Origin of the sequence: Microbacterium sp. JB110 (assembly GCF_003335195.1) — a bacterium.
GTDB lineage: Bacteria > Actinomycetota > Actinomycetes > Actinomycetales > Microbacteriaceae > Microbacterium.
The window spans coordinates 130,458-156,426 of sequence record NZ_QPGM01000001.1 but is presented as its reverse complement, the minus strand read 5'-3'; the positions used below and the strand labels follow the sequence as shown (position 1 = coordinate 156,426).

Below are 25,969 nucleotides of genomic sequence, written 5' to 3'. Positions count from 1 at the left end.
TCTCAGTTAAGCGAGTCTTTCGGGGCCGTCCGTTACGAGAATGTGGAACTGCGCGGAGTCGAGTACCGGAATTCCGAGAGACTCCGCTTTTGCGAGTTTCGAACCGGCGCCTGGGCCCGCCGCAACGAAGTCGGTCTTCTTGCTCACACTCGATGCGGCTCTGCCGCCGGCGCGCGTGATCGCCTCCTGCGCTCCCTCTCGGGAGTAGCCCTCCAACGCACCCGTCGCGACCACCGTGATTCCGTCGAGCACTCCCCCTTCGGCCATGGCGGCACCCGGCCCCGGATGATCCGGAGTCTCGAAACGCACACCGGCCGCGATCCAGCGGTTCACGATCTCGACATGCCAGTCGACATCGAACCACGCCAGAAGTGAGTCGGCGATGATCGGACCGACGCCCTCGACGGCCGCCAGCTCGTCGCGGCCGGCAGCCCGGACGGCGTCGAGCGATCCGAAGTACGCAGCGAGCGCGCGGGCGGCGACGGGCCCGACGTGCCGGATGTTCAAAGAGACCAGCAGCCGCCACAGGTCCTTCGTCTTGGCCTTGTCGAGCTCTTCGAGCAGCTTCACCGCCTGCGCCGACGGGTGAACGAGCTCGTGATCCTTGCGCACTCCCGCTCTGCGGCGCTCGGCGGGCGCGGCATCCTCCCAGCCCGGCGGGTAGACCCGCTCGATGCGCTGGAACGGCGAGCGTCGCACCGGCTCGCCCGCCTCGTCCGTTCTGCTCTCCCCCGTCTCGGGATCGGTGACGATGACCTCGAGCGGCACGATCTCGTCGAGCGTGAGGTCGAACAGCCCTTCCTCGGTCGACAGCACGGGCGGCAGCTCCTCATGCGTCTGCGCGTTGCGCGCCGGCTGCGTGAGTGCGGCCGCGGTGACTTCGCCGAGCGCTTCGATGTCGAGCGCTCCGCGGGAGCCGATGTGTTCGACGCGGCCGCGCACCTGAGCGGGGCAGGTGCGCGCATTGGAGCAGCGCAGGTCGATGTCGCCCTCTTTCATGGGGCGCAGCTCCGCGCCGCATTCCGGGCATGCGCTGGGCATCACGAAGGCGCGCTCCGAGCCGTCGCGCGCCTCGGCGACCGGCCCGAGCACCTCGGGGATCACATCCCCCGCTTTGCGCAGCACGACGAGATCACCGATGAGCACGCCTTTGTGCACGACGACTTCCTGATTGTGCAGCGTCGCCTGGCGCACGACCGACCCGGCGACGAGCTTCGGGTCCATCACCGCGTAGGGTGTCGCTCTGCCCGTGCGACCGACGCCGACTCTGATGTCGATGAGACGTGTCTGCACCTCCTCTGGCGGGTACTTGTAGGCGATCGCCCACCGCGGCGCACGACTCGTCTCTGCCAGCTCCGCGTGCAGCGCCAGCTCGTCGACCTTCACCACGACGCCGTCGAGCTCGTGCGCCACGGACGCCCTGTTCTCGCCGTAGTGATGCACGAACTCGGCGAGCTCCTCGTCTGTGCGGGTCACGCGCGTGTGCGGGCTGGTGGGCAGCCCCCACTCTGCCAGCAGGTCGTACACCTCGCTCTGCGCGGCGACAGGGGGTTCGGGCCACGCTCCGATGCCGTGCACGTACAGCCGCAGCGACTTCAGCCTGGTCTCACCGGCCTCCCGCTCGAGGCCCTCCTTCTCGTCGAGCTGCTGGCGGAGCCCGCCGCTGGCGGCGTTGCGCGGGTTCGCGAACGCGGGGAACCGTCGCTCGGCTGACTTGCGTCGCGCCTCCTCGTCGAACGGCTTCTTCGTCGCGCTGCGCACCTGCTCCCATCTCTGCTTCGACTCGGCGTAGGCGCGCTCGCGCAGTTCGGCCTGGAGTGCGTTGAGACTCTCGAAGGCTTCGACGGGGATGAAGACCTCACCGCGGACCTCCACGATCTCCGGATGACCAACGCCTGCAAGCCGCTCCGGGATGTCGGCGAGGCGCAGCGCATTGTGAGTGACCAACTCGCCGACCCTGCCGTCGCCGCGCGTGGCGGCGGAGGTGAGCACGCCGTCCTCGTAGCGCAGATTGATGGCGAGGCCGTCGATCTTCAGCTCCGTGAGCCAGGCGACCTCGCGCCCGGCTGCTTCTCGCGTCTTGGTGCACCATTCGCGCAGCTCGTCGAGCGAGAACACGTTGTCGAGGCTGAGCATGCGCTCGGCATGCTCGATGGTGTCGAGCTCCGTCTCGCCGGCCGCTCCCACCTGCAGCGTCGGCGAGTCCTGCCCCTGCAGCTGTGGGAATGCCGTCTCGAGCTCCTCGAGCCGGTGCATCCAGCCGTCGTATGTCGCGTCGTCTACGGGCGCCGTGTCGCGCCCGTAGTACGACTCTCGCGCTTCGACGATGCGGTCCGTGAGCTCCCGCACCTCCTCGCGCGCTGCGTCGATGGTCGTCTCATCAGCTGCGTCTGCCACGTGATCAGTCTACGAACCGGCACCGACATTCAGGAGCACTCCCGCTCGTCCGGAGATGAAGCCGGGGTCAGACCGGTGCGGGCACAGCGGAGACAGTGCGATCGATCGTGCACTGCCCGATCACACGGGTGCCGTCGTAGAGCACGGCCGTCTGGCCGGGGGCGACGCCGGTGAGCGGGTCTTCGACATCGACGATCATCTCGCCGCCGGTGATGCGCGCGACGGCAGGCACAGGATCGGCGTGGGCGCGCACCTGCACGTCGCACGCGAAAGGCTCATCAGGCTGCACGGGCTCTGCGCCCGCCCATGTGTATCTGCCGCCGGCGAGGGAGGCGACCGCGAGAGCCTCCTTGGGGCCGACGACGACCTGGTTCGACACCGGCTTGACTTCGAGCACGAACCGCGGCTTGCCGTCGGAGGCCGGTACGCCGAGTTTCAGCCCGCGGCGCTGACCGACGGTGAACGAGTGGGCACCGTCGTGCGAGCCGACGACGCTGCCGGCGCGGTCGACGATGTCGCCGTGTTCCTCGCCCACCTTCTCAGCGAGCCACCCCTTCGTGTCGCCGTCGGGGATGAAGCAGATGTCGTAGCTGTCGGGCTTCTGGGCGACGGCGAGCCCACGGCGCTCGGCCTCGGCGCGCACGAGCTGCTTCGACGGCGTCTCCCCGAGCGGGAACATGCAGTGCGCGAGTTGCTCGGTTGTGAGCACGCCGAGCACATACGACTGGTCCTTCGCCTCCTCGCTGGAGCGATGCAGCTCGAGGCCCCGCTCGCCGTCGACGAGGGTCGCGTAGTGGCCAGTGCAGACGGCGTCGAAGCCGAGTTCGATGCCCCGCTCGAGCAGGGCGGCGAACTTGATCTTCTCGTTGCAGCGCATGCACGGGTTCGGGGTGCGGCCGGCACGGTACTCGTCGACGAAATCGGCGATGACGTCGTCACGGAAGCGCTCCGAGAAGTCCCACACGTAGAACGGGATGCCGAGCCGGTCGGACACGCGCCTCGCGTCCAAGGAGTCCTCGATCGTGCAGCAGCCGCGGCTTCCGGCGCGCAGGGTGCCGCCGGCGCGGGAGAGCGCGAGGTGCACGCCGACGACCTCGTGCCCTGCCTCGACGGCGCGCGCCGCCGCCACCGCGGAGTCCACTCCCCCGCTCATCGCCGCAAGTACACGCATGCTTCCAGCGTACGCGCCGCTGGCGGCGGCGGCCTCAGCGCGCGATCAGGTCACGCCCGCATCCGCGAGTGCCTACGTTCTTCACGAGTGCCTACGCTGTTTCGTAGGCACTCGCGAGAATCGTAGGCATTCGCGTGGGCTGCCCGCCTCAGCGCGCGGCCAGGCGCCGGTAGGACTCGGGGAGCGCCGCGACGAGCGCGTCGAGGTCGGTGGACGTCGTGGTGCGACCGAGGCTGATCCGCAGCACCTGGCTCGCCTCTGCCTGGGAGTAGCCGAGCGCCATCACCACGTGCGACGGCTCGGCGACGCCGGCTTGGCACGCTGACCCGGTCGACACGGAGACGCCGCGCTGGTCGAGCAGGAACAGCAGCGATTCGCCTCCGGCGCCCGGCAGGTGCAGGTGGATCGTGCCGGGCAGCCGGTGCTCCGGATCACCGAGCACGACGACCTCGGGAATCTCACGCTTCAGTGCGGCCAGAAAGCGCTCGCGCAGCTCCCAGAGGCGTGCGCTCTCAGTCTCGCGCTCGAGCTCGGCGAGCTCCGCGGCGCGGGCAAGCGCCACCGCCCCCGCGATGTCCTGGGTTCCGGCGCGAAGGCCGCGCTGCTGGCCGCCGCCGTGCAGGAGCGGCTCGACCGTCGCCGTGCGCGAGACGACGAGAGCACCCGTGCCGACCGGGGCGCCGATCTTGTGGCCGGAGACGCTGAGTGCGACCAGTCCGGTCCCCGGCGAGGCGTCACCGCGCCATCCGGCGAAATCCACCCCGACGTGGCCGAACGCGGCGACGGCGTCGAGGTGCAGCGGCACTCCCGCCTCGGCCGCCGCACGGGACAGGCCGGCGGCGTCGTTGGTCGTGCCCGTCTCGTTGCCCGCTACGAGGGCCGTCGCGAGGGCGGCCCGGCCGTCATCGGCGAGCGTGCCGGCGAACGCGTCCACGGGGATCCGACCGCGCGCATCCAGCCCCACCGGGGCGACGACCGCTCCGTCGTGCGAAGCCAACCATCCCACCGTGTCGAGCGTCGCGTGGTGCTCACCATCCGGCAGCACGATCCGCTCAGCGCCCGCAGCCCGCGAGCGCCACAGCCCCTGCAGAGCGAGTCCGATCGATTCGGTTCCTCCGCTGGTGAGCACGACCTCGATCGGCTCGCATCCCAGCACGGCGCCGAGCCGTTCGCGGGCGTCCTCCAGCACGCGGCGCGCGTGCTGGCCTGCACCGTGGATCGACGACGCGTTGCCCACCAGCTGATGCGTCTCGAGCCACGCATCGCGCACCTCAGGCCGCAGCGGCGTCGTCGCGGCGTGATCGAGGTAGACGGGCGCGCTCATCCGGTATCAGAACAGCAGGCTGGTCAGACGCGTGCGGGCCTTCACCACTCGGGGGTCTGCGGCGCCCATCACGCCGAAGAATTCGACGAGTCGCTGCTGCACCGGCGTCCTCGAATCCGTGTCGAGCGAGGCGAACAGCTCGAGCAGCCGGTCGAAGGCGTCCTCGACGTGGCCGCCGGCGACGTCGAGATCCGCGACGGTGAGTTGAGCGTCCACGTCCATCGGCGCGTCTGCCGCCGCCTGCCTCGCCTGCTGCAGATCGACGTTCTGCACGCGGGCGAGCAGCTTCACCTGCCCGAGCCCCGCCTGCGCATCCTCATCGCGCGGGTTCTCCTTGAGCGCCTGCTCGTATGCCGTGACGGCCCTGGCGTAGTCGCCGGCCTCGATCGCGGCGAATGCCTCGGCGTGCAGCGGCGGCAACGGCTTCTCCTCGGGCTCCTCGGCCTGCTCCTCGCCTTCCGCCGACGCATCGACCGTGCCGGTGATGCCGTTCTGCGCCGCCACCTGCAGCAGCTGGTCGAACACCTGGCGCACCTGCTGCTCCGGGATGGCACCGTTGAACAGCGGCGCCGGCTGACCGCCGAGAAGCGCGACCACCATCGGAATCGACTGCGCACCGAAGGCCTGCTTCAGCTGCGGGTTCTGGTCGATGTCGACCTTCACCAGCACGACGCGACCGGCGAGCTCGCGCACGACCTTCTCGATCACTGGGCTGAGCTGCTTGCACGGCTCGCACCACTCGGCCCAGAGGTCGACCACCACGGGCACCGTGCGCGACAGCTCGAGGATCTCGTTGAACGTCGCGTCGGTGACGTCTCGCACAAGCGCGCTCGACGCGCTCGCGCCCTGCTCGCCCGCCGGGGGCGCAGCCGGTGCGTTCTGGCGGTTCTTCAGGGCCGACAGGTCGACGGCGCCGCGAAGCGCGCCGGCGTCAGGGGGAACATTCGACATCAGTGGGTCTCCGTCAGTTCGTCTATCGTGCGGTGGGAGATGCTATTCGTCCTCGTCCTCGGAGTCGGTCTCCGCCTCGAGGACCTCGGCGCCGCGGATCGACGACGAGCTCCCGAGTAGCCGGATGGGCTCTTCCGAGCCCTGTGACGGGACGTAGAAGAACAGCTGGTCGAGGTAGCGAGTGCGCACTCCGCCCGCCGAGTTCTCCTCGCCGGTGAATGCCTGGAGCACCGGGTCGTCTTCGAACCGGATCACGGCGTCGGCGTCGGTCGGTTCGACCGTCTCCGCCTCGACGACCGAGACGCCGACGATCGCGCCGCTGTGCAGCGTCATCAGCGCGAACGGGTCACTGGCTCCTGCCCGCTGCCCGAAGCTGAGCTTGCCGGTGTCCTCGCCGGTCTTGTTGAAGTTGCTCAGCGTCTTCTTGCGCTTCTGCGTCACCTCGGCGAGGAAGCCGTCGTTCTCGATGTCGAAGAGTTCGGCGTATTCGCTCTTCTCACCGTCCTTGAGGATGCTCGCGTACGCCGTGGCCACGTCCTCCGGAGCCAGCTGCAGGAACGACGAGTCCGGCGGCACGAGGGCCGCGCCCTGGTACGGCGGTGCGAGTTCGGGGATCTCCGCGGACGGGCGCAGCTGCGACACGTACGTCGCCTTGTAGCTGTGCCACGGGTCCTCCTGGCGAAGGGTGATGATCGTCGGGGCGACCGTCTCGTCCTCGGCGTCCTCGACGACGGTCAGCACGGTGCGCGGCCAGCCGTCGAATGCCTGTGGAAGCAGGATCGCGATCGGCTCGGCGGGGATCTGCGGCAGCGACTTGTAGTCGTCGATGTCCCCCCGCAGCGAGTAGTTCACCTTGCGGATCTCCAGCGCGGTGCCGGCGAGCCGCTTCGCGGCGAGGCTCGCATCGTTCTTCTCGTCGGCTTCGGCCACCTGCTCCGACAGGTCGGCGATGATGCGCTCGGCCTGCGTCTCGGTGATCGCAGGCTGCTGTGCCGCCTCGGTGTCGGCTGCCTCCTCCGTCGCACTCGGCGACGGCGTCGGGTCGGCAGCGGGAACGTCGGCCGTGCACCCGGCCATCAGCGCGACGGACAGTCCGAGCGCCGGCAGTGCGAGACGCATCCTGCGCCGCAGCGACCACGGCGACGCCTCGCGCTGTGCCGTGCCCCGTTCGGGCCCCGGCTCATCCTGCGCGTCCGGCCGCGCGGCATCCGAATCGGTGCCGGCTGATGCGCCTGAATCGTCACCCGGACCGTCGTCATCCGGACCGTCGTCGCGCGATTCGGCATCCGCTTCGCCTGCCGATTCCGGCTTCGCCTCGTCGATCTCTCCGGCGACGTGTCGGTCTCGGGCGATCGCGATCGCACCCGTGAGCGGCACTGGCTGCCCCTTGCGCCGCGGTCCGCGCGAGCGCCGCGAGTGCACGACGGCGAGGATGTAGAGAAGCAGACCGATCACGAGCACCCCGACGCCGGCGCCGATGAACCACGGAGCGGACGGTGTGCTGTTGTCGATGGGCCACGTGACCTCGATGGTCGCCGGCGCCGGCTCCGTGCCGTCCGAGGCGATGAGCACGCTCAGCTGCATGCCCTCGGGGAAGGAGAAGTTCTCCTCCATCGTTCCCTCCGCCGTGAATGACTCGAGCCACAGGTCCGATCCGGCAGGGCTGCGCCCCTCCGGATCCCCCTCCAGCTCAACGGTCGGCTCGACCGTAGCGACGTCGATCTCGCCGCCGTCCGCAGTCGCGTGGGTGAAGCGCTGGTCGCCCAGCCAGCCGAGCACGTCGGTCGTGCGCGCGTACGTGGCGAAGATCGGACCGTCGCTGGAGATCGTCAACGTGCCGCTCTCGCCAGGCAGAGCCTCAGGCAACGCCTCGAAGACGTCGGAATCGATCACCGTGAACGGCAGGTCCTGTTCCGACGACACCTTGATGGTCTCGGAGTCCGGCCCGAGGAACACGGTGCGCTGGGCAACGCCCATCGCGACGAGACCGGCGGCGATCACGAACGCCACCACAGCCCAAACGAAACGCACAGCACCACTCCCTCGGCGGCGAAGCGGCGCGGATGGCGCCCGTCAATCGCACGCGGTTGTCGAGAACTCAACAGCCCAGGTTACCGGGTCCGCCCCTGAGCGACGCCACAGAAGAGCTGAATGTGCATTCTGCCCGCAGTGCAGGGCGCGTGGCGCGGCACCGCGGCTTCCTGGCCCTTCCGTCGTATTGTGAGAGCGCACGAGTCGCGCGCCCAGCGAGGAGAACGATGAAGATCCACAACCCGTTCCGCGTCGCGCTGGTCGCGACCCTCGGAGTCGGGCTCGGCATCATGCTGATCCAGAGCCTCGCGGAGCTGTCGACGATCCTTCTCTATGTGGGAACGGCGCTGTTCATCTCGCTCGGCCTCGACCCTGTCGTGTCGTGGCTGTCGAGGCGGAAGATGCCGCGCTGGCTCGCCGTCGTCATCACGGTCGTCGGAGCGCTGGCCGTGTTCGGCGGCATCATCATGATCGTGCTTCCGACGCTGATCGAGCAGATCAGCCAGCTGGTGCGGCGGGTCACCTTCCTCGTCAACAGCGGATCGTGGCAGACCGATGTGGTCACGTGGCTCGAGACGACGTTCCCCACGCTGCAGGTCGACGAGCTGTTCTCGCGCGTGAACGGCTGGCTCCTCGACAACATCGACACGATCAGCGAGGGCGTGCTCGGTCTCACGGTCGGCGTCGCTCAGGGGCTGTTCGGCGCGTTCATCGTGCTGATCCTCACGATCTACTTCACGGCATCGATACCGACGCTGAAGGCCGCCGTGTACAAGATCGTGCCGGCGTCGAAGCGCGAGGGCTTCACCGGGCTGGGCGATCAGATCACGGACTCAGTCGGCTACTACGTGATGGGGCAGGTCACGCTCGGACTGATCAACGGTGTGCTGAGCATGATCTTCCTGAACATCATCGACGCCCCGTTCCCCGCGGTGCTCGCTGTTCTCGCCTTCCTGGGGTCGCTGATCCCCCTCGTCGGTTCGATCACCGCCTCGACGATCATCGTGCTCGTGTGCCTGATCCCCGGCACGGGTTCACTCACGACCGCGATCGTCGCCGCCGTGTACTACCTCATCTACATGCAGATCGAGGCATACGTGATCTCGCCGCGCGTGATGAGCAGGGCGGTGTCGGTGCCTGGCGGCGTCGTGGTGGTCGCCGCTCTCTCCGGCGGCGCGCTGCTCGGACTGCTCGGCGCGCTGATCGCCATCCCGATCGCCGCGAGCATCCTGATCATCTATCGCCAGGTGCTGATCCCCAAGATGAACGAACGCTGACCGGCGGTTCGGGAGCACGGGCCTGGCGGCGTTCTCGCCAGCCGTCGGGCTCTCAGCCCGCTGAGGCTAGGCGGTCTCCGGATGCTCGGTGGGCAGCGGCAGCGCTGCAGGGTTGACCAGGTTCACGATCTCGGTGAGCACACGGGAGGTCTGCTTCTCCCCCACCCAGAGGTGCTTGCCGCCCTCCACCGGGACGAGCCGGATGCCGGGCGCGACGGCGAAGCGCTGTGCCGCCTCGTCGGGGCGCAGGAAGTCGTCGAGCTCCGGGATCAGCGCGACGATGGGTCGCTCGTCACCGTTCCATGCAACGAGGTCGTCCTCCGTCGCACGGTGCAGCGGCGGCGAGAGCAGAACCATGCCCCGGATGTCGTGGCCGCGCCCGTACTTGAGCGCGAGCTCGGTGCCGAACGACCATCCGACGATCCACGGGTTCGGCAGTCCGCGCTGCGCGACGAACGCCATGGCCGCGGCGACGTCCGCCTCTTCGGCGGTGCCTTCGCCGAACTCGCCGTCACTGGTGCCCCGCGGCGACGAGGTGCCTCTGGTGTTGAATCGCAGCACCGCGAGGTCGGCGAGCGCAGGCAGGCGCGCCGCCGCCTTGCGGATGATGTGCGAGTCCATGAATCCGCCTGCCGTCGGCAGCGGATGCAGCGTCACCAGCGTCGCGACGGGTTCGCGCTCTGCCGGAAGAGCCAGCTCTCCGACGAGTTCGAGGCCGTCATCGGTGCGGAGGGTGATCTCTTCGCGTCTGGCGGGCAGCATCACTGCCCCGCGGATTTCTGCCACGCGGTGCTCCAAGGTCGGAAACTGGACCGCATCAGTCTACGGCCCTCACCGAGTGTGCCCCTTGTGTTCGAGCGGTCCGATCGAACACAGGGGGTACGTTCGCGGGCTAAGAGATGCGCCAGCAGTGGGTGTGCCAGTGGCGGCGTCCGCTCAGGTCTGCTTGGGCGCCCATGATGCCGTCCTCGCGCCACACCACGACGTGGGCGACGCCGGGGTCGATCGTACCCGCGCACCCCGGACAGGTGTACTGCTTCACGGCGCGCTGACCGGAGACCGGCTGCACGCTGAACTCACGGCCGCGGCGCGTCTCGCTGCGCCGAAAGCCCGACAGCATTCTGTCGAGGCTCTCGCGCGACTGCTCTTCGCGGCGCTGCCGCTGCTCGGCGCGCTGGCGCCGGGAACGACCCACGAGGGGTCACCACCAGTGGTTGGAGGTCCAGAAGGAGTACGCGCTCGCCCAGCTGCCGTAGCGCTGGATGGCGTAGCCGTTCGCCCATCGCAGGTTGTCGACCGGGTTGTAGCCGCTGCCTGGCACCTTGCTGCACGGGTATGCCTGGATGATGCCGCACGCGCCGGATGACGGGTTGGTCGCGTTGGGGTTCCAGCCGCTCTCGCGATTGGCGATGTAGTCGACGTAGCCCCAGTCCGACTCAGCGATGCCCGCCGCGGTCAGCCACTCTTCTTTGGAGCCGCCCCCGCTGTAGAACGGCGAGGGCGTCGACGTGCTCGTCGTGCTGCCGCCGGACCCTTCGTCCTCCGCATCGGTCTCAGGCTCCGGGGTCGGCTTGGGCTTGGGCTTCGGCTTGACGTAGACCTCGTACTCGCTGCCCTCGAGGGCGAGCGGTTCGACGTTCTCTCCCGTTGCGTAGACCTGGGCCTCCGCGAGCGAGTCCTGGAACGCCGACGGCGTGTCGATGGCGGCCGACGCCTCGGCGGGATCGGAGAACGCTCCGAGGCTCGGCGTCACGAACGCCGCGACGAGACCGAGGGCGCCGACACCGGCGAGTGCGGCGCTGACGGTGCGCTTGGCCGACCACTTGGCCTTCCCCGGCCGTTCGATCAGACCTGCGCCCTCGATGAGGGCACGGGTCTCACGGCGCGAAAGCGTGGTCTTCGGAGTCTGAGAAGTGTCGGGAGTCACAGTGGGCCCCACTGTACCAGGAACGTTACGTCCCCGTGACATTCAACTCGGTTCTCTCAGAGTCGTGTCGGAAGGGCGGCGCGACGAGCGCCTGTGTTCGTCGCGAATGCCTATGCCATGCGACAGGCGCTCGTGAGATTCCTAGGCGCTCGCGGGTTTCCAGGCTTGTCAGCGGACAGCGAGGATGATGCGGACGACAGCGTCGAGCAGAGCGTCGACCTGTTCTTCGCGGTAGCCGCGTTTCACCATGCGGAACGCCGCCTGGCGCACTTGATCGGCCTCGAGCGGGGCGCCGGAGCGCAGGAACTCCACCACGCGGTCCGCGACCACGTCGACCTCCGCCGGGGCGTAGCCGTAGGAGAACATCCCGACCCTGGCGAACCGGTGCCGCGCGGGTCGCGTGAGGTGTTCGAGGATCTCCTGCGCCTCGTCCTTCGCACGATCCACCCAGACGTTCGCACCGGCGGTGTCGAGCGCGATGCGTCGCTCGCGCGCCGCGAACGCCTCTTCGATGCGACCGAGCGCCTGATCGACGGCCGCCACCCGGAAACCGCGCTTGACGAGAGAGAAGCCTGCTTCTCTCACGTCCTCCGCGGTGAGGGAATGGTCGTCGCTTTCGAAGGCCGCGCGCGCCTTGGCGAGGAACGCATCGACCTGCTCGCGGTCGTAGCCGCGTTCGCGTCCCTCCGCCAGCGGAAACGGGAGCTTCTTGCGCCCATCGGGCTGCTCGTGCTGGCTGCCCTGATCGATGATCGCGGTCTCACTCATGTCCGGTCCTCGGGTGTGGTGGGTGGAATGGAGATTCTACGGTGTGCCGGATCACAGCGCGACGAGCGGCGCCAGCGCGTGGTAGAGCGCGAACGCCGCCGCGGCCGAGAGCAGGATGCTGTCGAGCCGATCGAGCACTCCCCCGTGCCCCGGGATCCAGTCGCTCATGTCCTTGATGCCCAGGTCGCGCTTCAGCATCGACTCGCCGAGATCCCCCACAGTCGCCGTCGCCAGCAGCACGACGCCGATGATCATGCCCGACCACCACGGCAGCCCGAGCAGGAACTGAGCGAGCAGGGCGCCGGCGACGACGGAGGCCACCGCCGCGCCGGCGAAGCCCTCCCAGGTCTTGTTCGGGCTGATCCGGGGCGCCATCTTGTGCCTGCCGAAAATGAGGCCTGAAGCATATGCGCCGGTGTCGGCGACGATCACGATCACGATGAACGCCATGATCCAGAACTCGCCGCGCTCCTCCCGAAGCAGGGCGAGGGCGAGACTTGCCAGCAGCGGCACGTAGACGGCGATGAATCCGCTCGCCAGGACGTCGTTCATGACATCGCCCGCCGACCGACCGTCGCGGGCGATCATCTGCGCGCAGAGGCGCCACACCACGATCGCGGCGACGGCGAGGAAGATCGCAGTCCAGTGCACCCACGCGTCGAGGAAATATGCCGGCAGCAGGATGAGCACGACGGCCGCTAGCTGCGGCACGACGTCGACGCGCCTGCCGCCATGCTGGAACGCCCGCACCAGCTCCAGCACGCCCACGCCGGCGCCGAGCACGGCGATGATGACGAACAGCGCCTTCACGAAGATGAGCGAGCTCAGCACCACCACGCTGATGACGATCGCCGAACCGATTGCGAGGAACAGGTCGCGCCCTGTGCGCTCCTTGATCCGTTCGTTCGCCTGGTCGAACTGCTCCTTGGCATGTTCGATCTGGTCGCGCGCGTGCTCCATCCGGTCACGCGCCTGCTCGAAGGGTGCACCGTGCGCGCGGTGAGAGGAGTCATCGCGCTCCTCGCGCGACGACGCCTCCCCCTCACCGGGCACCTGCGACATCCGAATTCAGACCTCGAGGAGCTCTGCTTCTTTGAGCTTGAGCGCTTCGTCGATCTTGTCGACGTGCGACTTGGTCAGCGCGTCGAGCTCTTTCTCGCCTCGGGCGATCTCGTCCTCGCCGACCTCGCCCTGGAGAGCATCGAGCCCGTCCTTGAGCTTGCGGCGGATGCCGCGCACGTGGACCTTCGCGTCCTCACCCTTGGCACGCACGAGCTTGACGTACTCCTTGCGGCGCTCCTCGGTCAGCTCCGGCATCGTGATGCGCACCAGGTGGCCGTCGTTGGTGGGGTTCACATCGAGGCTCGGCATGGCCCTGATCGCGTCCTCGATCGCCTTCAGCGCCGTCTTGTCGTACGGGGTGATGATGAGGGTGCGCGCCTCGGGGTTCTGCATGGAGGCGAGCTGCTGCAGCGGTGTCGGGGAACCGTAGTAGTCCACCGTCAGCTTCTGGAAGAGCTGCGGGTTGGCGCGGCCGGTGCGCACGGTGGCGAAGTCGTCCTTCGCTGCTTCGACGGCGCGCTCCATGCGCCCCTTTGCTTCTGTCAGGACATCCGCGATCACGGTGGCTCCATTCGTCATGTTGCTGAGTCGAGTCTACTGGTGCGAACGCGCGGCACGCGCACGCAGAGGCGCCGCAGCGCGGTGCGGCGCGGTCGCGTCAGGACGTGACGCGCGTGCCGAGCTGCTCCCCGCGCAGGGCGCGGGTGACGTTGCCCGCGGGCTCCATGCCGAACACGCGCATGTCCATGCCGTTGTCCATGCACAGGCTGAACGCCGTGGAGTCGACGACCTTGAGGCCGCGCTGGAGCGCCTCGGAGTACGTCACGCTGTCGAGCTTGGTCGCGGACGGGTCGGTGCGCGGGTCGCCCGTGTACACGCCGTCGACGCCGTTCTTGGCGACGAGCACTTCGACCGCGCCGATCTCGAGCGCACGCTGGGCTGCGACCGTGTCGGTCGAGAAGTACGGCATTCCTGCGCCCGCGCCGAAGATGACGACGCGGCTCTTCTCGAGGTGGCGCTCCGCCCGCAGCGGGATGTACGGTTCGGCGACCTGGGTCATCTCGATGGCCGACTGCACACGGGTGGCTGCGCCCGCCTGCTCGAGGAAGTCCTGCAGCGCCAGCGCGTTCATCACGGTGCCGAGCATGCCCATGTAGTCGGCGCGTCCGCGCTCCATTCCGCGCTGGCTGAGCTCGGCGCCACGGAAGAAGTTGCCGCCGCCGACGACGACCGCGACCTCGACCTCGTCGGTCACCTCCGCGATCTCACGTGCGATCTGGCCGACGACATCCGGATTCACCCCGAGGGTGCCCCCTCCGAACGCCTCGCCCGACAGCTTCAGGAGGACGCGCCTGCGTCCGGTCTCTTTGCGCATATGGATTCCTTCTCACTCGGGGCGTTCTCGGCCACTGCTCACGGTAGCCGATGGTGCTTTCTTCCGGCCGCGAAAAGGGGGCCCGGATCACTCGGATCCGGGCCCCCTGATGTCGTCGCCTACGCGCCGACCTTGAAGCGTGCGAAGCCGGTCACCGTGATGCCGGCGTCCTTCGCAACCTGATCGATCGACAGCTTGTTGTCCTTCGCGAACGGCTGCTCGAGCAGTACGACCTGCTTGAAGAACGCACCGACGCGACCCTCGATGATCTTCGGCAGTGCGGCCTCAGGCTTGCCCTCGTTGCGCGAGATCTCGGTGACGATGTCGCGCTCCTTGTCGACGTCTTCGGCCGGGACCTCGTCGCGCGTGAGGTACTGCGGGTCGGCGAACGAGATGTGCTGCGCGATCGAGCGCGCCGTCTCTGCGTCGTCACCCGAGTACGCGACCACGACGCCGACCTGCGGCGGCAGGTCCTTGCTGGTGCGGTGGAGGTAGACCTGGAAGGCGTCGCCCGACAGAGTCGCGACCCTGCGGAGCTCGACCTTCTCACCGATGATGGCGGCCTCGTCGCTGATCAGCTGTTCGACCGTCTTGTCGCCTGCGGGCGCAGCAAGGCCCGCCTCGACCGTCTCGGCGCCGGCTGCGGCGACTGCGTCGACGACCGCGTCGGCCAGGACGAGGAACTTGTCGTTCTTCGCCACGAAGTCCGTCTCGCACGCCAGCTCGATGAGAGTGGCCTTACCGCCCTGCTCACGTGCGATGACCAGGCCCTCGCTGGTGGAACGGTCAGCGCGCTTCGCGTTGCCCTTCGCACCCTTCAGGCGCAGGATCTCCGTGGCCTTCTCGATGTCGCCTTCGGCTTCCTCGAGCGCCTTCTTGGTGTCGACCATGCCCGTGCCGAGCTGCTCGCGCAGGGTCTTGATGTCAGCGATGCTGATGTTCGCCATGGGTTGTGGCTCTCCCTCTAGTCAGTTCGTGCGCCTCCGGCGGCCGTGGCCGCCGGAGGCAGAAGAATTACTCGGCTGCGGGCTTGGAGGCGTCGGCCTCGGCGGGGGCGTCCTCGACGACGGACTCCTCCGCGGGGGTCTCCGTCGCCGGAGCGTCCTCGACAGCGGTCTCCGCTGCAGGGGCCTCTTCGGCCGGCGCCTCAGTCGTCGCCTCAGCGGTCTCCGCTGCCGGAGCCTCCTCAGCAGGCGCCTCAGTCTTCGCCTCGTCGCCGGCGAGGAGCTCCTGCTCCCACTCGGCGAGCGGCTCGGCGTCGCCGGCCTCGGGGTTGTGCTTGGCCTGCAGGCCCTCAGCCGCGGCGTCCGCGATGATGCGCGTCAGCAGCGAGACGGAGCGGATCGCGTCGTCGTTGCCCGGGATCGGGTACTGCAGGTCATCGGGGTCGACGTTCGTGTCGAGGATGCCGATCACCGGGATGCCCAGCTTCTTGGCCTCGTCGATCGCGAGGTGCTCGCGCTTGGCGTCGACGACCCAGAGGGCCGACGGCGTCTTCTGCAGGTTGCGGATGCCGCCGAGCGACTTGTGCAGCTTGTTGAGCTCGCGCTTCTTGAGCAGAAGCTCCTTCTTGGTGAAGCCGGACTCCGACGGGTTGTCGTAGTCGAGCTCCTCGAGCTCCTTCATGCGGGCGAGGCGCTTCGAGACGGTCTGGAAGTTGGTCAGCAGACCACCCAGCCAGCGCTCGTTGACGTAGGGCTGGCCCACGCGGGTCGCCTGCTCGGCCAGAACTTCCTGCGCCTGCTTCTTCGTGCCGACGAAGAGGACCGTGCCGCCGTGGGCGACCGTCTCCTTGACGAAGTCGTACGCGCCATCGATGTAGGCGAGCGACTGCTGCAGGTCGATGATGTGAATGCCGGAGCGCTCGGTCAGAATGAAGCGCTTGACCTTCGGATTCCACCGGCGGGTCTGGTGTCCGAAGTGAACGCCGCTGTCGAGCAGCTGGCGAATGGTGACGACGGCCATGGTCGTACTCCTTGAGTCTCGGCGCCGCGAGGCGCCATCTTGCGGTTGTTGTTCCTGGTGCCCGGCACACGCCCACCCTCATCAGAGGGACCGAAGGGAGATGTGCCGCGGTCGTCGCCGGGGCCTCGAGTGACCGAGACCCTCGCGAAGACTCGCTGTGAGCACGCGAAGTCACCCCGAACATCGGGATGCTCCCACAAGCATACCAGGTCGCCTGCCTCAGAACCGCGCCGTTCCGCGGGGTCCGCGCGGGTCGCTGGCGATCGTCCTTCCCCTCACAGGCACGGGTTCGCCGCGTTCGCCGTCCACAGGGGCGCGCACGGTGTTCCGCTCCCGGATGCCGCGGTGCAGTGTGGGCGCATGAGCGGATGGATCTCCAGAGCACAGCCCCGCATCGGGCGCCCGCGCCGATGGCCGCGCGGCGTCGCCGCCGCCGTCTGCGCCGTGCTGGTCGCGGCAGTGCTGCTGGTCGTGCAGGCATCGCCTGCGCACGGCGATCCGCGCTCCGACGGCACGGCGGTGATCGCTGATGCGAACGCAACGCGCATCGCGTGGAACGGCGCTGCTCCCGGATCGGTCGGCACGGAGTCCGTGCCGACCGACGAGCCGTGGCGCTGGCCCACCTCGCCGGTGCGGGTGGTCGCGGGGTTCGCGGCGCCCGCGCACGACTACGGCGCGGGCCATCGCGGCATCGATCTGTCCGCTGCAGGCGAGGTGCGCGCCCCCGCGTCCGGCGTGGTCGCGTTCTCCGGCACCGTGGTCGACCGGCCGCTCGTCACGATCGACCACGGCGGTGGTCTGGTCTCGACTCTCGAACCGGTTTCGAGCCCGCTCTCCCCCGGCGATCCGATCACGGGCGGCGACGCGGTCGGCACCGTCTCATCCGGCGGGCATGCGCCGCCAGGCGCGATCCACTTCGGCGTGCGCCTGAACGGCGACTACATCAATCCGCTGCTGCTGCTCGGCGGCGTGCCTCGGGCGGTGCTGCTGCCGTGCTGCTGATCGGCGCGCACCGCCCGAGACTCGCGTCAGCGGGCGATGAGATCGCTCGCGCCGCCCGCGGCGACCTGGACCTCATAGCGGCGCGGGTTGCCGAAGCGGTGCGCCGTGATCGAGACGGCCTGCTCGCGGACGAACGGCAGCATCTCGACGCGACCGGCCGACGTGACCTCGTGGCGGTAGATCGCGATGTTCGGCTCACCCTTGGTCGCCTCGATGATCGGTTCCGCTGAGCCTCCGATGAGACGGATCCGCGCTCCCGTCGTCGTGAACGACGCGGCCCGCGCCGCCCACTCATCGGCATCCTCGACGCGCGCGACGACACCGGCCTGCGTGAGGTACTCCCGCACTTCGCCCGACAGGCCCTCAGCGCTCGAGACCGTGATCGGGGCGCCGATGCGCACGCCGGCGGCGACGACGCGCACGAGCTCCGCGGTGCGAGTTCCCTCGAACCGCACCGTGACGGCCGTCGGCACGTAGCGCAGCACGTTCTGCTCGAGCTCGAGGCCCTGCACATCACGGGCCACGCCGAATTCGTCGTTCCAGGCGGCGATGTCGGTGCCGAGCGCTGATTCGAGCCATCCGCGGTCATCCGCGGGAACGGCAGCCGCGGCGCGGCGCACGGCGGCGTCGCTCGACGCAGCTCCTGTCACGGGGACGTCCGTCCACGTGCCGAGACCGAACAGGTAGCTCGGTCCTCCCGCCTTCGTGCCGGCGCCGACAGCCGATTTCTTCCAGCCGCCGAACGGCTGTCGCTGCACGATCGCACCGGTGATGACGCGGTTGACGTACGCGTTTCCCGCCTGGATCGACCCGAGCCACTGCTGGATCTCGTCGACGTCGAGCGAGTGCAGACCGGAGGTGAGACCGTAGTCGACCGCGTTCACGACCTCGATCGCCTCCTCGAGCGTGTCCACGGCGATGATTCCCGCCACGGGCCCGAAGTACTCGGTCATGTGGAACTCGGATCCCGGCTTCACGCCCTCGCGCAGGCCGGGTGTCCACAGCGCGTCGCCGAGCTGCTTCGGCTCGAGCAGCCACGTCTGGCCGGGCTCCAGCTCGGTCAGACCGCGCAGCAGCTTGCCCTCGGCCGGGGCGATGATCGGCCCGATGCGCGCGCCCTCGGTCCACGGCATGCCGACCTCGTAGCCGTCGATCGCGTCGAGCAGCTGGCGGTGGAACCGCTCGCTCTTCGCCACCGACCCGACGAGCACGATGAGCGACGCCGCGGAGCACTTCTGGCCCGCGTGGCCGAACGCCGAGTACGCCGCGTCCTTTGCGGCGAGGTCGACGTCGGCGCTCGGGGTGACGATGAGGGCGTTCTTCCCGCTCGTCTCCGCGAGCAGCGGCAGGTCGGGGCGGAACGAGCGGAACAGCTCGGCCGTCTCGTAGGCACCCGTGAGGATGGCCTGATCGACCGACGGGTGCGCCAGCAGCTGAGAGCCGAGCTCACGCTCCTGGAGCTTCACCAGGCGCAGCACGTCGCGCGGAACACCGGCTTCCCAGAGCGCTTCAGCGATGACGGCACCTGTGCGCGCCGCCTGGCGTGCAGGCTTGAACACCACTGCGGACCCGGCGGCGAGCGCCGCGAGGACTCCACCGGCCGGGATCGCTGCGGGGAAGTTCCACGGCGGGATGACAGCGGTCACCTTCGCCGAGGTGTACTCGGCGCCGTCGACGTCGGCGAGCAGCTCGGCGCTGCGTGCGTAGAAGTGCGCGAAGTCGATCGCTTCGCTCACCTCGGGGTCGCCCTGTTCTACGACCTTGCCGCACTCGGATCCCATCACCTCGAGCAGATCCGCACGGTGCGTCTCGAGGGCGTCACCGGCGCGGTGCAGAATCTCCACCCGCTCGGCCAACGGTCGCGCGGTCCACGCCTGCGCGGCCGAGACCGCGCCGTCGATGAGCGCATCGAGCGACTCGGAGTCGCGGATCGTCGCGTCTTCGAGTGCCTGCTCACCGAGCTCGGAGTTCTCCATGCGCGCACGGATCCCCGCAGCCCAGTCGCGGTTCACGGCCACGGCCGGATCCGTGTCGGGGACGCCGTGGAACTCGCCCCGCGGGCCATCGGGCTGCGGCTGCGAGCGGTCCATCACGCGGTTCGGCGTCGGCACCTCGGTCGGCATCATCTCGATCGAGGTGAGGAAGCGGTCCTGTTCCCGCTGGAACAGCCGCTCGTCGCTGTCGATCTCGAACACGACCGACATGAAGTTGTCGGAGCTGGCGCCCTCCTCGAGTCGGCGAATGAGATAGGCGATGGCCACGTCGAACTCGTCGGGGTGCACAACGGGTGTGTAGAGCAGGAGCTCGCCGACGTCGCGGCGCACGACCGCTGCCTGCTGCGTCGCCATTCCGAGCAGCATCTCGAACTCGACGCCGGAACCCGGCTCGATGCGGATGCCGCGCTTCTCGGCGAGCAGCTTGGCGAGCGCGATGTCGAAGAGGTTATGACCGGCGATGCCGATGTGGACATGGGCGATCCGCTCGGGCGTGAGCGCGTAGTCGAGCACCTGCTTGTAGCCCGCGTCGGTGTGCTGCTTCGACGGCCATGTGGCGATCGGCCAGTCGTGGGTCTCCGCGTCGACCTGCTCCATCGGCAGGTTCGCACCCTTGACCACCCGCACCTTCACGGGCGTTCCGCCGTTCGCGACACGGTGCGCGGCCCATTCCTGCAGACGGATCATGGCGCCGAGGCTGTCCGGCAGATAGGCCTGCAGCACGATGCCGGCACGCACGGCCTGGAACTCATCGCGATCCAGGATCCGCTGGAAGACGTCGAGCGTCAGGTCGAGGTCCTTGTACTCCTCCATGTCGAGGTTGAGGAACGTGTCGTTCGCGAGCGCCGCGCGGTACACCGGGGCGAGCGCGTCGACGGCCTCGTCGACGGCCTGCTCATGCGCCCAGAGGCTGTGCGGGGCGACGGTCGAGGAGACCTTGATCGACATGTAGTCGACGTCATCGCGCTCGATGAGCCGGATCGTGCCGGCGACCCGCTTGGCCGCCTCGCGCTGGCCGAGGATGGCCTCGCCGAGAAGGTTGACGTTGAGTCGCGTGCCCTCTCCACCGACCTTCGCCAGCGCGGGGCCGAGCTTGGACTCGCTCGCGTCGACGATGAGGTGGCGCACCATGCCGCGCAGCACCCTGCGGGCGATCGGCACGACGATCTGCGGGAACGTCGTGGCCACGGCCCCGCCGAGGCGCACGAGTCCGCGCAGCGGAGCGGGAAGGAACCCCGGCACGTTCTGCGACACTCGGCGGAAGTTGCGGGCCGCAACGCGCAGATCCTCCGGCTGCACGACGCCGTCGACGAAGCCGACGGCGAAGTCGAGGCCGTTCGGATCGCTCAGCACGCCGGCGAGGTTCTTCGCCGCGGCATCGACCTTCTCGCCGCGCGCGGATTCCAGCCAGATGCGCACCTGCGCAATCGCCTCATCGGCGAGCGCGCGGTCGATCCCGCTCGTCGCCGTTGCTGCCGTGTCCGCTGCGTTGTCGCGGGGCTCGACGGTCATTGGTTCTCCTCGTTGCAGTCTGCGTTCTCCCATCGTGCGCCCTGAGAACCGTGAGGTAAAGCAGATCATTTCGAAGGATTCCTTTCGGTACTATCGAACGATGAGTATGGGGTGGAGTACGCACCGATTGCTGCTGCTGCGCGAGCTGCAGCTGCGCGGAACAGTCACCGCCGTGGCGACGGCGCTGCGCTACTCGCCGTCGACGGTGTCGCAGCAGCTCGCCCAGTTGGAGCGCGAGGTAGGAGCGCCGCTGCTGCAGGCGGACGGGAGGCGGGTGCGCCTCACGCCGCAGGGCGAGACGGTGGCCGCTCACGCCGCGAGATTGGTGTCACTCGAGGACCAGGCCCGCGCCGAGATCGACATCGCGCGATCGACGCCGCCGCACGTGCGCATCGCCGCACTGCAGACCTCCGCCCACGCACTGCTGTCGCGCATGCTCGACGTGCTCGCTGCCTCTCACCCCGGTATGCGAGTCGACGTATGGGTGCTTCCGCCCGAGGAGGGTCTGTTCGAGGTCGAGGCGCGCGGCTTCGACCTGGCGATCGCCGAACAGTATCCGGGTCACACCCGCGAGCGCCGCCCGGGGCTGGACCGTGTCGTCCTCGGCAGGGATCCGATCCGACTCGCTGTCGGCCCCGACTCATCGGTCAGCTCGCTCGCCGATACGAAAGAACTGCCGTGGGTGATGGAGCCGGTCGGCACGGCGGTGCGCGCCTGGTCGGTGCAGCAGTGCCGGGAGGCGGGCTTCGAGCCCGACGTGCGCTACAGCGCGGCCGACCTACTGGCGCAGGTGCGGCTGATCTCATCCGGACACGCCGTCGGGCTGCTGCCGGAACAGCTGCTCACGAACGAGGACACCCCGGTGACGCTGATCGATCTGCCAGGCGCCCCCGGCCGCGAGATCTTCACCGCAGCGCGCGAATCCTCCCGCAACACCTCGGGCATCGTCGCTGTTCGTGCCGCGCTCGAACGCGCCTTCCGCGACACCACCGCCGCATAGAGTCGCCGGCGCGGCAGCTCACGCTCGCGGATGCGCGAGCCGGTAGGTCGCCTTCAGCCGTTCGGACGAGACGTGGGTGTAGATCTGCGTCGTGCCGAGGCTGGCGTGGCCCAGCAGCTCCTGCACCGCGCGCAGGTCGGCGCCGCCGTCGAGCAGGTGCGTGGCCGCCGAATGGCGCAGCGCGTGCGGCCCGACCGCACCGGAGCCGACCGCTGGTCCGATCGTTCGCGCGACGACGTCGTACACCGCTCTGGGCCCGAGGCGCCCGCCCCGCGCGCCGAGCAGCAGTGCCGTCGTCTCCTGCTCGCTCCTCGCACGCAGTGCGGGGCGAGCGCGCGTCAGATAAGCGGCGACCGCGCGCGCGGCCGGGGCGCCGAAGGGCACGACCCGTTCCTTCTCGCCCTTTCCGAGCACCCTCGCCGTGCCGCGGTCGAGGTCGACGTCGCCGACGTCGAGGCCGCACAGCTCCGATACCCGAATGCCCGCGCCGTACAGCAGTTCCAGCGCCGCGTGATCGCGAAGCGCAACCGGATCGCCGTCGGAGATCGCCGTCGAGGCGAGAGCGTCGAGCGTCTCGCGCAGGGCGTCGGCTGTGGCGACCTGCGGCAGCGTCCGCCCGCGCTTCGGCGTCACCAGTCGCAGACTCGGGTCGATGGGCGCAAGACCCTCGTCGCCCGCCCAGGAGAAGAAGGATCGCGCCGACGAGGTGCGCCTGGCGAGTGTGGATCGCGCATCGCCTCGTCTGGTCGCCCGCCACAGCCAGTCGCGCAGGTGCTCGAGATCGACGGCGGCCACGTCGATGTCTCCGATCGCGTCGGCGAGGTCGGCGAGATCCGAACGGTACGCCCGCACCGTCGCGGGCGACAGTCGGCGCACCCGCTCCAGGTGCGACACGAACGCCTCGGCGGCCCGCGAGATCTCCATTCCCCCAGTCTCCCGCGCCGATGCCCCGCCGTGCCGTGACGCGCCGCGAGGATGCCTCGCGCGCAGGGCGCATCGCCGGACACGCGACACGATGCATCGACGACGCAACGAAGAGCTGCGCTGAGCAGGCACCGCGCAGCAGGCAGCGCTCAGGAGCCACGGCCGAGCCGCCATCTGCCGCCGTCCTGCTCCGCCGCGCCTTCGAGCCCGAGCAGTCCGAGCGCCGCAGTCACCTCGGTCGGGGCGACACCACTGCTGCGCGCGATGTCGTCGACGCTTCGCCATGCGCGCGTCCCCAGCGCGTCGCGCACCCGGAGTGTGACGGGGTCGACCGGCGCGGCCAGCGGTCGGTCCCCCGCCCCGCCTGGGTGCTCGCCCCCGAGTGCCATCAGCTCACGTGCGTCATCGCCGCAAGTGACGCACACCGCGTCGTACTCGCGCAGCAGCCTGTGACACCCCGCCGAGGTCGTCGACAGCACCGACCCGGGAACCGCGCCGAGCGGTCGCCCCAGCTCTGCGGCGGCTCCCGCTGTGCTGAGCGAGCCCGACCGCTGTGCCGCTTCGACGACGACGGTGGCCGCGCCCAGCGCGGCGATCAGCCGGTTGCGGCGCAGGAACCTGAACTTGGTGGGCGCGGCGCCCGGTGCCACCTCACTGATCACCGCTCCCGTCTCGACGATGCGCTGCAGCAGATACGCGTGCCCTGCCGGATAGACGCGGTCCGCTCCGCCGGCCATCACGGCGATCGTGGCGCCGTCCGCCCTGATCGCCGCGCGGTGCGCCGCTCCGTCGATGCCGTACGCCCCGCCCGACACCACAACGACTCCCGACCGGGAGAGATCGTCGGCCAGTTCCCCTGCGACCTGTTCGCCGTACGGACTTGCGGCCCTCGCGCCCACGATCGAGAGGAACGAGCGCCGTTGCGAGAGTGTGCCAGGGTCTCCGTGCACCCAGAGCGCGATCGGCGCATGCGGCCCCAGATCGTTCAGCTGCTCCGGCCACCTCTGATCGTCGGGGGTGAGCAGGATCAGACTCTTGCGGTGAGCAGCGCGGAGCGCATCGGTGACGCGATCCGGTCCGAATCGGGGCCGCCAGCGGGCCAGCGCCTGGTGCCAGGCCGGGGCGTCGATCCCTGCCGGCGGCGATGGACGTGCCGTGGCCACGGCGTGCTCGGCCTCCTCCAGTGCTGCTCGAGCACCGAGCATCTGCGTCACGGCCCCGGCGACGCCGTCGCTCGGCTCGACGATGCTCGTCCACGCCGCACGGGCGATCAGGTCTCCGAGCTCGGCCCGCCCCGCCTCAGGCCACAATCGCTCGGCGGCTCCACGAACCGAGTCGTCGGAGAGGATGCTGTTCATGTCACCGCTCCTGCCTTCAGATACAGCGCCCGCCCGATCTCCCGCGCCGTCGGCACGTCGATTCCTGCGAGATCGCTCAGCGTCCACGCCAGGCGCAGGATCCGGTCGTACGCCCGCAGCGTGATCGAGCCGTGCGAGAGCGCACGGTCGAGCGCACCGGTCGCCTCGCGAGGGACGCGCGGCCCCTCGCTGCGCAGCCACGCACCGGGAACCTCAGCGTTGCGAAGCCACGGCGTGCCGCGCAGTCGGCGCCGTGCGCGCTCTCTCGCTGCGACGACGCGCTCGCGGGCCTGGTCCGAAGTCACATCGCCCGCACCCGTCGCGGCGGTGACGCGTTCCACGCGCAGCGCGATGTCGATCCGGTCCAACAGCGGACCGGACAGTCGACGCTGGTAGGTGCGCACGGCATTCGGTGAGCACACGCAGCTGCCGCCGCGCACACCGTGCTCGCCGCACGGGCACGGGTTGGTGGCCAGCACCAGCTGGAAACGGGCGGGATAGCTCGCGGTGAAGCCGGCACGATGGATGTCGATGCGGCCGTGCTCGAGCGGCTGGCGCAGCGCGTCGAGCACCCCTGCACGCACTTCGCCTGCCTCATCGATCATCAGCACGCCGCGGCTCGCCCGCGAGATCACGCCGGGCTTCGACATCCGGGAACCCCCGCCGACGAGCGCGGCCAGCGTCGCCGTGTGGTGCGGCGCTTCGAACGGGGGCGTGCGGTTCAGCTCTTCGACTGCCTCCCCAGAGAGGGAACGAAGCGCCGCCACCTCGAGCGCCGCCTCATCGTCGAGCGGCGGCAGGATGCCGGGGAGCCGCCTCGCGAGCATCGTCTTGCCTGCACCCGGCGGCCCCGACAGCAGCAGATGATGCCCGCCGGCCGCCGCCACGGTGAGCGCTTCGACCGCCTCGACCTGCCCCACCACATCACACAGATCGCCCGCTTCTGCCGGCGCCGCCGGGGACACGACGCGCCGCACCGCTCTGTGCTCGGGCACGGCGACGTCGGCGCCGTACCCCTGGGCGACCTCGGGAAGCGACACGGCCGAGACGACTTCGATGCCCGGCACCAGCCGAGCCTCCGCCTCGTTCGCCCTCGGAACGACGACGCGTTCGAACCCGCGTTCCGCCGACGCCCGCACGGCGGGCAGCACACCGGCGATCGGCCGGAGACGGCCGTCGAGACCGAGCTCGCCCAGGTGCACGGTCCGCGCGATCGGCGCACGCGGGATGACCCCGCCGACGGCGAGCGAGGCCACCGCGATGCCGAGATCGAACGCCGACCCGTGCTTGGGCAGGCTCGCCGGCGACAGGTTCACGGTGATCCGTCGCGGCGGGAGCTCGAGCCCCGAGTTCTCGCTCGCGTTGACCACCCGACGCGACGCCTCTCCCAGCGTCTTGTCCGCCAGCCCGATGATGCGGAACTCCGGGGTGTGACTGGTGACGTCGGCCTCGATCTCCACCATCTCGCCGCGCAGCCCCGTCAGCGCGACGGCCCACGTGCGCGCGACGCTCATCGCAGGTCCTCGACGTAGTCGATCGAGGCTTTCGTCGGGTCTCGGCCGACCAGAGCCATCGCGTCGACGCGCACTCTCCTGCCGCGGGCGATGTCGGGATGCTCCCGTGCCCAGAGATGGGCGAGCCGCCACAGCCGCCGCAGTTTGTCGGAGCGGATCGCCTCGAGTGGATGGCCGAACGCGGTGCCGCTGCGCGTCTTCACCTCGACGGCCGCGATCACTCCGGCGCGAACGGCGACGATGTCGAGCTCACCGGCGCGGCACCGCCAGTTCCTGTCGACGACGGAGAAGCCGCGGCGGCGCAGTTCGTCCGCTGCTCGCTCCTCGCCTGCTCTGCCCAGGTCGTCTTTGTGTGCCATGGCACCAGACTCGACCAGCCGTGACGAAGGCCGACAGGGTGTGAATGGTCACCTTCCG

Annotated in this window: 22 protein-coding genes; 3 read left to right on the top strand and 19 right to left on the bottom strand. The window is 69.4% G+C overall.

Annotated features, from left to right (window positions below):
- Positions 1-6: 6 nt before the first annotated feature.
- From ligA to CIK77_RS00690, 5 genes are all read right to left on the bottom strand, one after another.
- Positions 7-2,397 carry an NAD-dependent DNA ligase LigA gene (gene ligA, locus CIK77_RS00710; protein WP_087055586.1) on the bottom strand — a complete coding sequence of 797 codons (2,391 nt, stop codon included), beginning with the start codon at positions 2,395-2,397 and terminating at the stop codon, positions 7-9.
- A 67-nt stretch (positions 2,398-2,464) separates the two neighbouring features.
- Positions 2,465-3,568: a tRNA 2-thiouridine(34) synthase MnmA gene (gene mnmA, locus CIK77_RS00705; RefSeq protein ID WP_087055587.1), complete on the bottom strand. Its 1,104-nt coding sequence runs from the start codon at positions 3,566-3,568 to the stop codon at positions 2,465-2,467.
- 148 nt (positions 3,569-3,716) lie between these two features.
- Positions 3,717-4,892 (bottom strand): cysteine desulfurase family protein, encoded by a 1,176-nt coding sequence (locus tag CIK77_RS00700; protein WP_087055588.1) that lies wholly within the window; start codon positions 4,890-4,892, stop codon positions 3,717-3,719.
- Positions 4,893-4,898: 6 nt separating this feature from the next.
- The gene (locus tag CIK77_RS00695; protein ID WP_087055589.1) at positions 4,899-5,843 is read right to left on the bottom strand and encodes a tetratricopeptide repeat protein; all 945 of its coding nucleotides are present in this window, start codon (positions 5,841-5,843) and stop codon (positions 4,899-4,901) included.
- Positions 5,844-5,885: 42 nt separating this feature from the next.
- Positions 5,886-7,874 carry a glycosyl transferase gene (locus CIK77_RS00690; protein ID WP_140403551.1) on the bottom strand — a complete coding sequence of 663 codons (1,989 nt, stop codon included), beginning with the start codon at positions 7,872-7,874 and terminating at the stop codon, positions 5,886-5,888.
- A gap of 227 nt (positions 7,875-8,101) precedes the next feature.
- Here CIK77_RS00690 and CIK77_RS00685 point away from each other — a divergent pair, with 227 nt between their 5' ends.
- The gene (locus CIK77_RS00685) at positions 8,102-9,151 is read left to right on the top strand and encodes an AI-2E family transporter (protein ID WP_087055591.1); all 1,050 of its coding nucleotides are present in this window, start codon (positions 8,102-8,104) and stop codon (positions 9,149-9,151) included.
- 66 nt (positions 9,152-9,217) lie between these two features.
- On the opposite strand, the gene CIK77_RS00680 is transcribed toward CIK77_RS00685, so the two are convergent.
- The 9 genes from CIK77_RS00680 to rpsB all read right to left on the bottom strand — a co-directional run bounded on the left by CIK77_RS00680 (position 9,218) and on the right by rpsB (position 16,248).
- Positions 9,218-9,913, bottom strand: coding sequence for an alpha/beta hydrolase (locus tag CIK77_RS00680; RefSeq protein ID WP_114347174.1), 696 nt, complete (start codon positions 9,911-9,913; stop codon positions 9,218-9,220).
- A gap of 130 nt (positions 9,914-10,043) precedes the next feature.
- A complete protein-coding gene (locus CIK77_RS00675; protein ID WP_441894831.1) occupies positions 10,044-10,346 on the bottom strand; it encodes a hypothetical protein in 303 nt (100 codons plus the stop codon).
- Positions 10,347-10,352: 6 nt separating this feature from the next.
- The gene (locus tag CIK77_RS00670) at positions 10,353-11,078 is read right to left on the bottom strand and encodes a transglycosylase SLT domain-containing protein (RefSeq protein WP_249268646.1); all 726 of its coding nucleotides are present in this window, start codon (positions 11,076-11,078) and stop codon (positions 10,353-10,355) included.
- 168 nt (positions 11,079-11,246) lie between these two features.
- Positions 11,247-11,846, bottom strand: coding sequence for a DivIVA domain-containing protein (locus tag CIK77_RS00665; protein ID WP_087055593.1), 600 nt, complete (start codon positions 11,844-11,846; stop codon positions 11,247-11,249).
- A gap of 51 nt (positions 11,847-11,897) precedes the next feature.
- Positions 11,898-12,908: a phosphatidate cytidylyltransferase gene (locus CIK77_RS00660; protein ID WP_087055594.1), complete on the bottom strand. Its 1,011-nt coding sequence runs from the start codon at positions 12,906-12,908 to the stop codon at positions 11,898-11,900.
- 6 nt (positions 12,909-12,914) lie between these two features.
- Complete coding sequence (frr, locus tag CIK77_RS00655) at positions 12,915-13,469, bottom strand: ribosome recycling factor (protein WP_087055595.1); 555 nt, start codon at positions 13,467-13,469, stop codon at positions 12,915-12,917.
- Positions 13,470-13,566: 97 nt separating this feature from the next.
- Positions 13,567-14,283: a UMP kinase gene (pyrH, locus tag CIK77_RS00650; RefSeq protein WP_087055596.1), complete on the bottom strand. Its 717-nt coding sequence runs from the start codon at positions 14,281-14,283 to the stop codon at positions 13,567-13,569.
- Between the two features lie 119 nt (positions 14,284-14,402).
- A complete protein-coding gene (gene tsf, locus CIK77_RS00645) occupies positions 14,403-15,230 on the bottom strand; it encodes a translation elongation factor Ts (RefSeq protein WP_087055597.1) in 828 nt (275 codons plus the stop codon).
- A 67-nt stretch (positions 15,231-15,297) separates the two neighbouring features.
- The gene (rpsB, locus tag CIK77_RS00640; RefSeq protein ID WP_087055598.1) at positions 15,298-16,248 is read right to left on the bottom strand and encodes a 30S ribosomal protein S2; all 951 of its coding nucleotides are present in this window, start codon (positions 16,246-16,248) and stop codon (positions 15,298-15,300) included.
- A gap of 360 nt (positions 16,249-16,608) precedes the next feature.
- Between rpsB and CIK77_RS00635 the strand changes: the two genes are divergently transcribed.
- The gene (locus tag CIK77_RS00635; protein ID WP_087055599.1) at positions 16,609-17,250 is read left to right on the top strand and encodes a murein hydrolase activator EnvC family protein; all 642 of its coding nucleotides are present in this window, start codon (positions 16,609-16,611) and stop codon (positions 17,248-17,250) included.
- A gap of 26 nt (positions 17,251-17,276) precedes the next feature.
- On the opposite strand, the gene CIK77_RS00630 is transcribed toward CIK77_RS00635, so the two are convergent.
- A complete protein-coding gene (locus CIK77_RS00630) occupies positions 17,277-20,756 on the bottom strand; it encodes a bifunctional proline dehydrogenase/L-glutamate gamma-semialdehyde dehydrogenase (protein WP_087055600.1) in 3,480 nt (1,159 codons plus the stop codon).
- Between the two features lie 100 nt (positions 20,757-20,856).
- On the opposite strand from CIK77_RS00630, the gene CIK77_RS00625 reads away from it, so the two are divergent.
- A complete protein-coding gene (locus CIK77_RS00625) occupies positions 20,857-21,756 on the top strand; it encodes a LysR family transcriptional regulator (protein WP_249268647.1) in 900 nt (299 codons plus the stop codon).
- An 18-nt stretch (positions 21,757-21,774) separates the two neighbouring features.
- On the opposite strand, the gene CIK77_RS00620 is transcribed toward CIK77_RS00625, so the two are convergent.
- The 4 genes from CIK77_RS00620 to CIK77_RS00605 all read right to left on the bottom strand — a co-directional run bounded on the left by CIK77_RS00620 (position 21,775) and on the right by CIK77_RS00605 (position 25,911).
- The gene (locus CIK77_RS00620) at positions 21,775-22,680 is read right to left on the bottom strand and encodes a tyrosine recombinase XerC (RefSeq protein WP_087055602.1); all 906 of its coding nucleotides are present in this window, start codon (positions 22,678-22,680) and stop codon (positions 21,775-21,777) included.
- Between the two features lie 149 nt (positions 22,681-22,829).
- Entirely contained in the window at positions 22,830-24,038 is a 1,209-nt protein-coding gene (gene dprA, locus CIK77_RS00615; RefSeq protein WP_087055603.1) for a DNA-processing protein DprA, read from the bottom strand.
- On the bottom strand, positions 24,035-25,552 hold the full coding sequence (locus CIK77_RS00610; RefSeq protein WP_087055604.1) for a YifB family Mg chelatase-like AAA ATPase: 1,518 nt from the start codon (positions 25,550-25,552) through the stop codon (positions 24,035-24,037). The genes dprA and CIK77_RS00610 overlap by 4 nt, the downstream gene beginning before the upstream one ends.
- A complete protein-coding gene (locus CIK77_RS00605; RefSeq protein WP_087055605.1) occupies positions 25,549-25,911 on the bottom strand; it encodes a YraN family protein in 363 nt (120 codons plus the stop codon). Before CIK77_RS00605 ends, CIK77_RS00610 begins: the two co-directional genes overlap by 4 nt.
- Positions 25,912-25,969 lie beyond the last annotated feature (58 nt).

Excerpts from the sequence above, each read along its gene's own strand:
- CIK77_RS00700 (WP_087055588.1), bottom strand. The coding sequence starts at position 4,892 with ATGAGCGCGCCCGTCTACCTCGATCACGCCGCGACGACGCCGCTGCGG.
- pyrH (WP_087055596.1), bottom strand. The coding sequence starts at position 14,283 with ATGCGCAAAGAGACCGGACGCAGGCGCGTCCTCCTGAAGCTGTCGGGC.
- CIK77_RS00620 (WP_087055602.1), bottom strand. The coding sequence starts at position 22,680 with ATGGAGATCTCGCGGGCCGCCGAGGCGTTCGTGTCGCACCTGGAGCGG.
- tsf (WP_087055597.1), bottom strand. The coding sequence starts at position 15,230 with ATGGCGAACATCAGCATCGCTGACATCAAGACCCTGCGCGAGCAGCTC.
- CIK77_RS00610 (WP_087055604.1), bottom strand. The coding sequence starts at position 25,552 with ATGAGCGTCGCGCGCACGTGGGCCGTCGCGCTGACGGGGCTGCGCGGC.
- CIK77_RS00695 (WP_087055589.1), bottom strand. The coding sequence starts at position 5,843 with ATGTCGAATGTTCCCCCTGACGCCGGCGCGCTTCGCGGCGCCGTCGAC.
- mnmA (WP_087055587.1), bottom strand. The coding sequence starts at position 3,568 with ATGCGTGTACTTGCGGCGATGAGCGGGGGAGTGGACTCCGCGGTGGCG.
- CIK77_RS00635 (WP_087055599.1), top strand. The coding sequence starts at position 16,609 with ATGAGCGGATGGATCTCCAGAGCACAGCCCCGCATCGGGCGCCCGCGC.
- CIK77_RS00665 (WP_087055593.1), bottom strand. The coding sequence starts at position 11,846 with ATGAGTGAGACCGCGATCATCGATCAGGGCAGCCAGCACGAGCAGCCC.
- CIK77_RS00680 (WP_114347174.1), bottom strand. The coding sequence starts at position 9,913 with ATGCTGCCCGCCAGACGCGAAGAGATCACCCTCCGCACCGATGACGGC.
- CIK77_RS00625 (WP_249268647.1), top strand. The coding sequence starts at position 20,857 with ATGAGTATGGGGTGGAGTACGCACCGATTGCTGCTGCTGCGCGAGCTG.
- CIK77_RS00685 (WP_087055591.1), top strand. The coding sequence starts at position 8,102 with ATGAAGATCCACAACCCGTTCCGCGTCGCGCTGGTCGCGACCCTCGGA.
- CIK77_RS00605 (WP_087055605.1), bottom strand. The coding sequence starts at position 25,911 with ATGGCACACAAAGACGACCTGGGCAGAGCAGGCGAGGAGCGAGCAGCG.
- dprA (WP_087055603.1), bottom strand. The coding sequence starts at position 24,038 with ATGAACAGCATCCTCTCCGACGACTCGGTTCGTGGAGCCGCCGAGCGA.
- CIK77_RS00630 (WP_087055600.1), bottom strand. The coding sequence starts at position 20,756 with ATGACCGTCGAGCCCCGCGACAACGCAGCGGACACGGCAGCAACGGCG.
- rpsB (WP_087055598.1), bottom strand. The coding sequence starts at position 16,248 with ATGGCCGTCGTCACCATTCGCCAGCTGCTCGACAGCGGCGTTCACTTC.
- CIK77_RS00660 (WP_087055594.1), bottom strand. The coding sequence starts at position 12,908 with ATGTCGCAGGTGCCCGGTGAGGGGGAGGCGTCGTCGCGCGAGGAGCGC.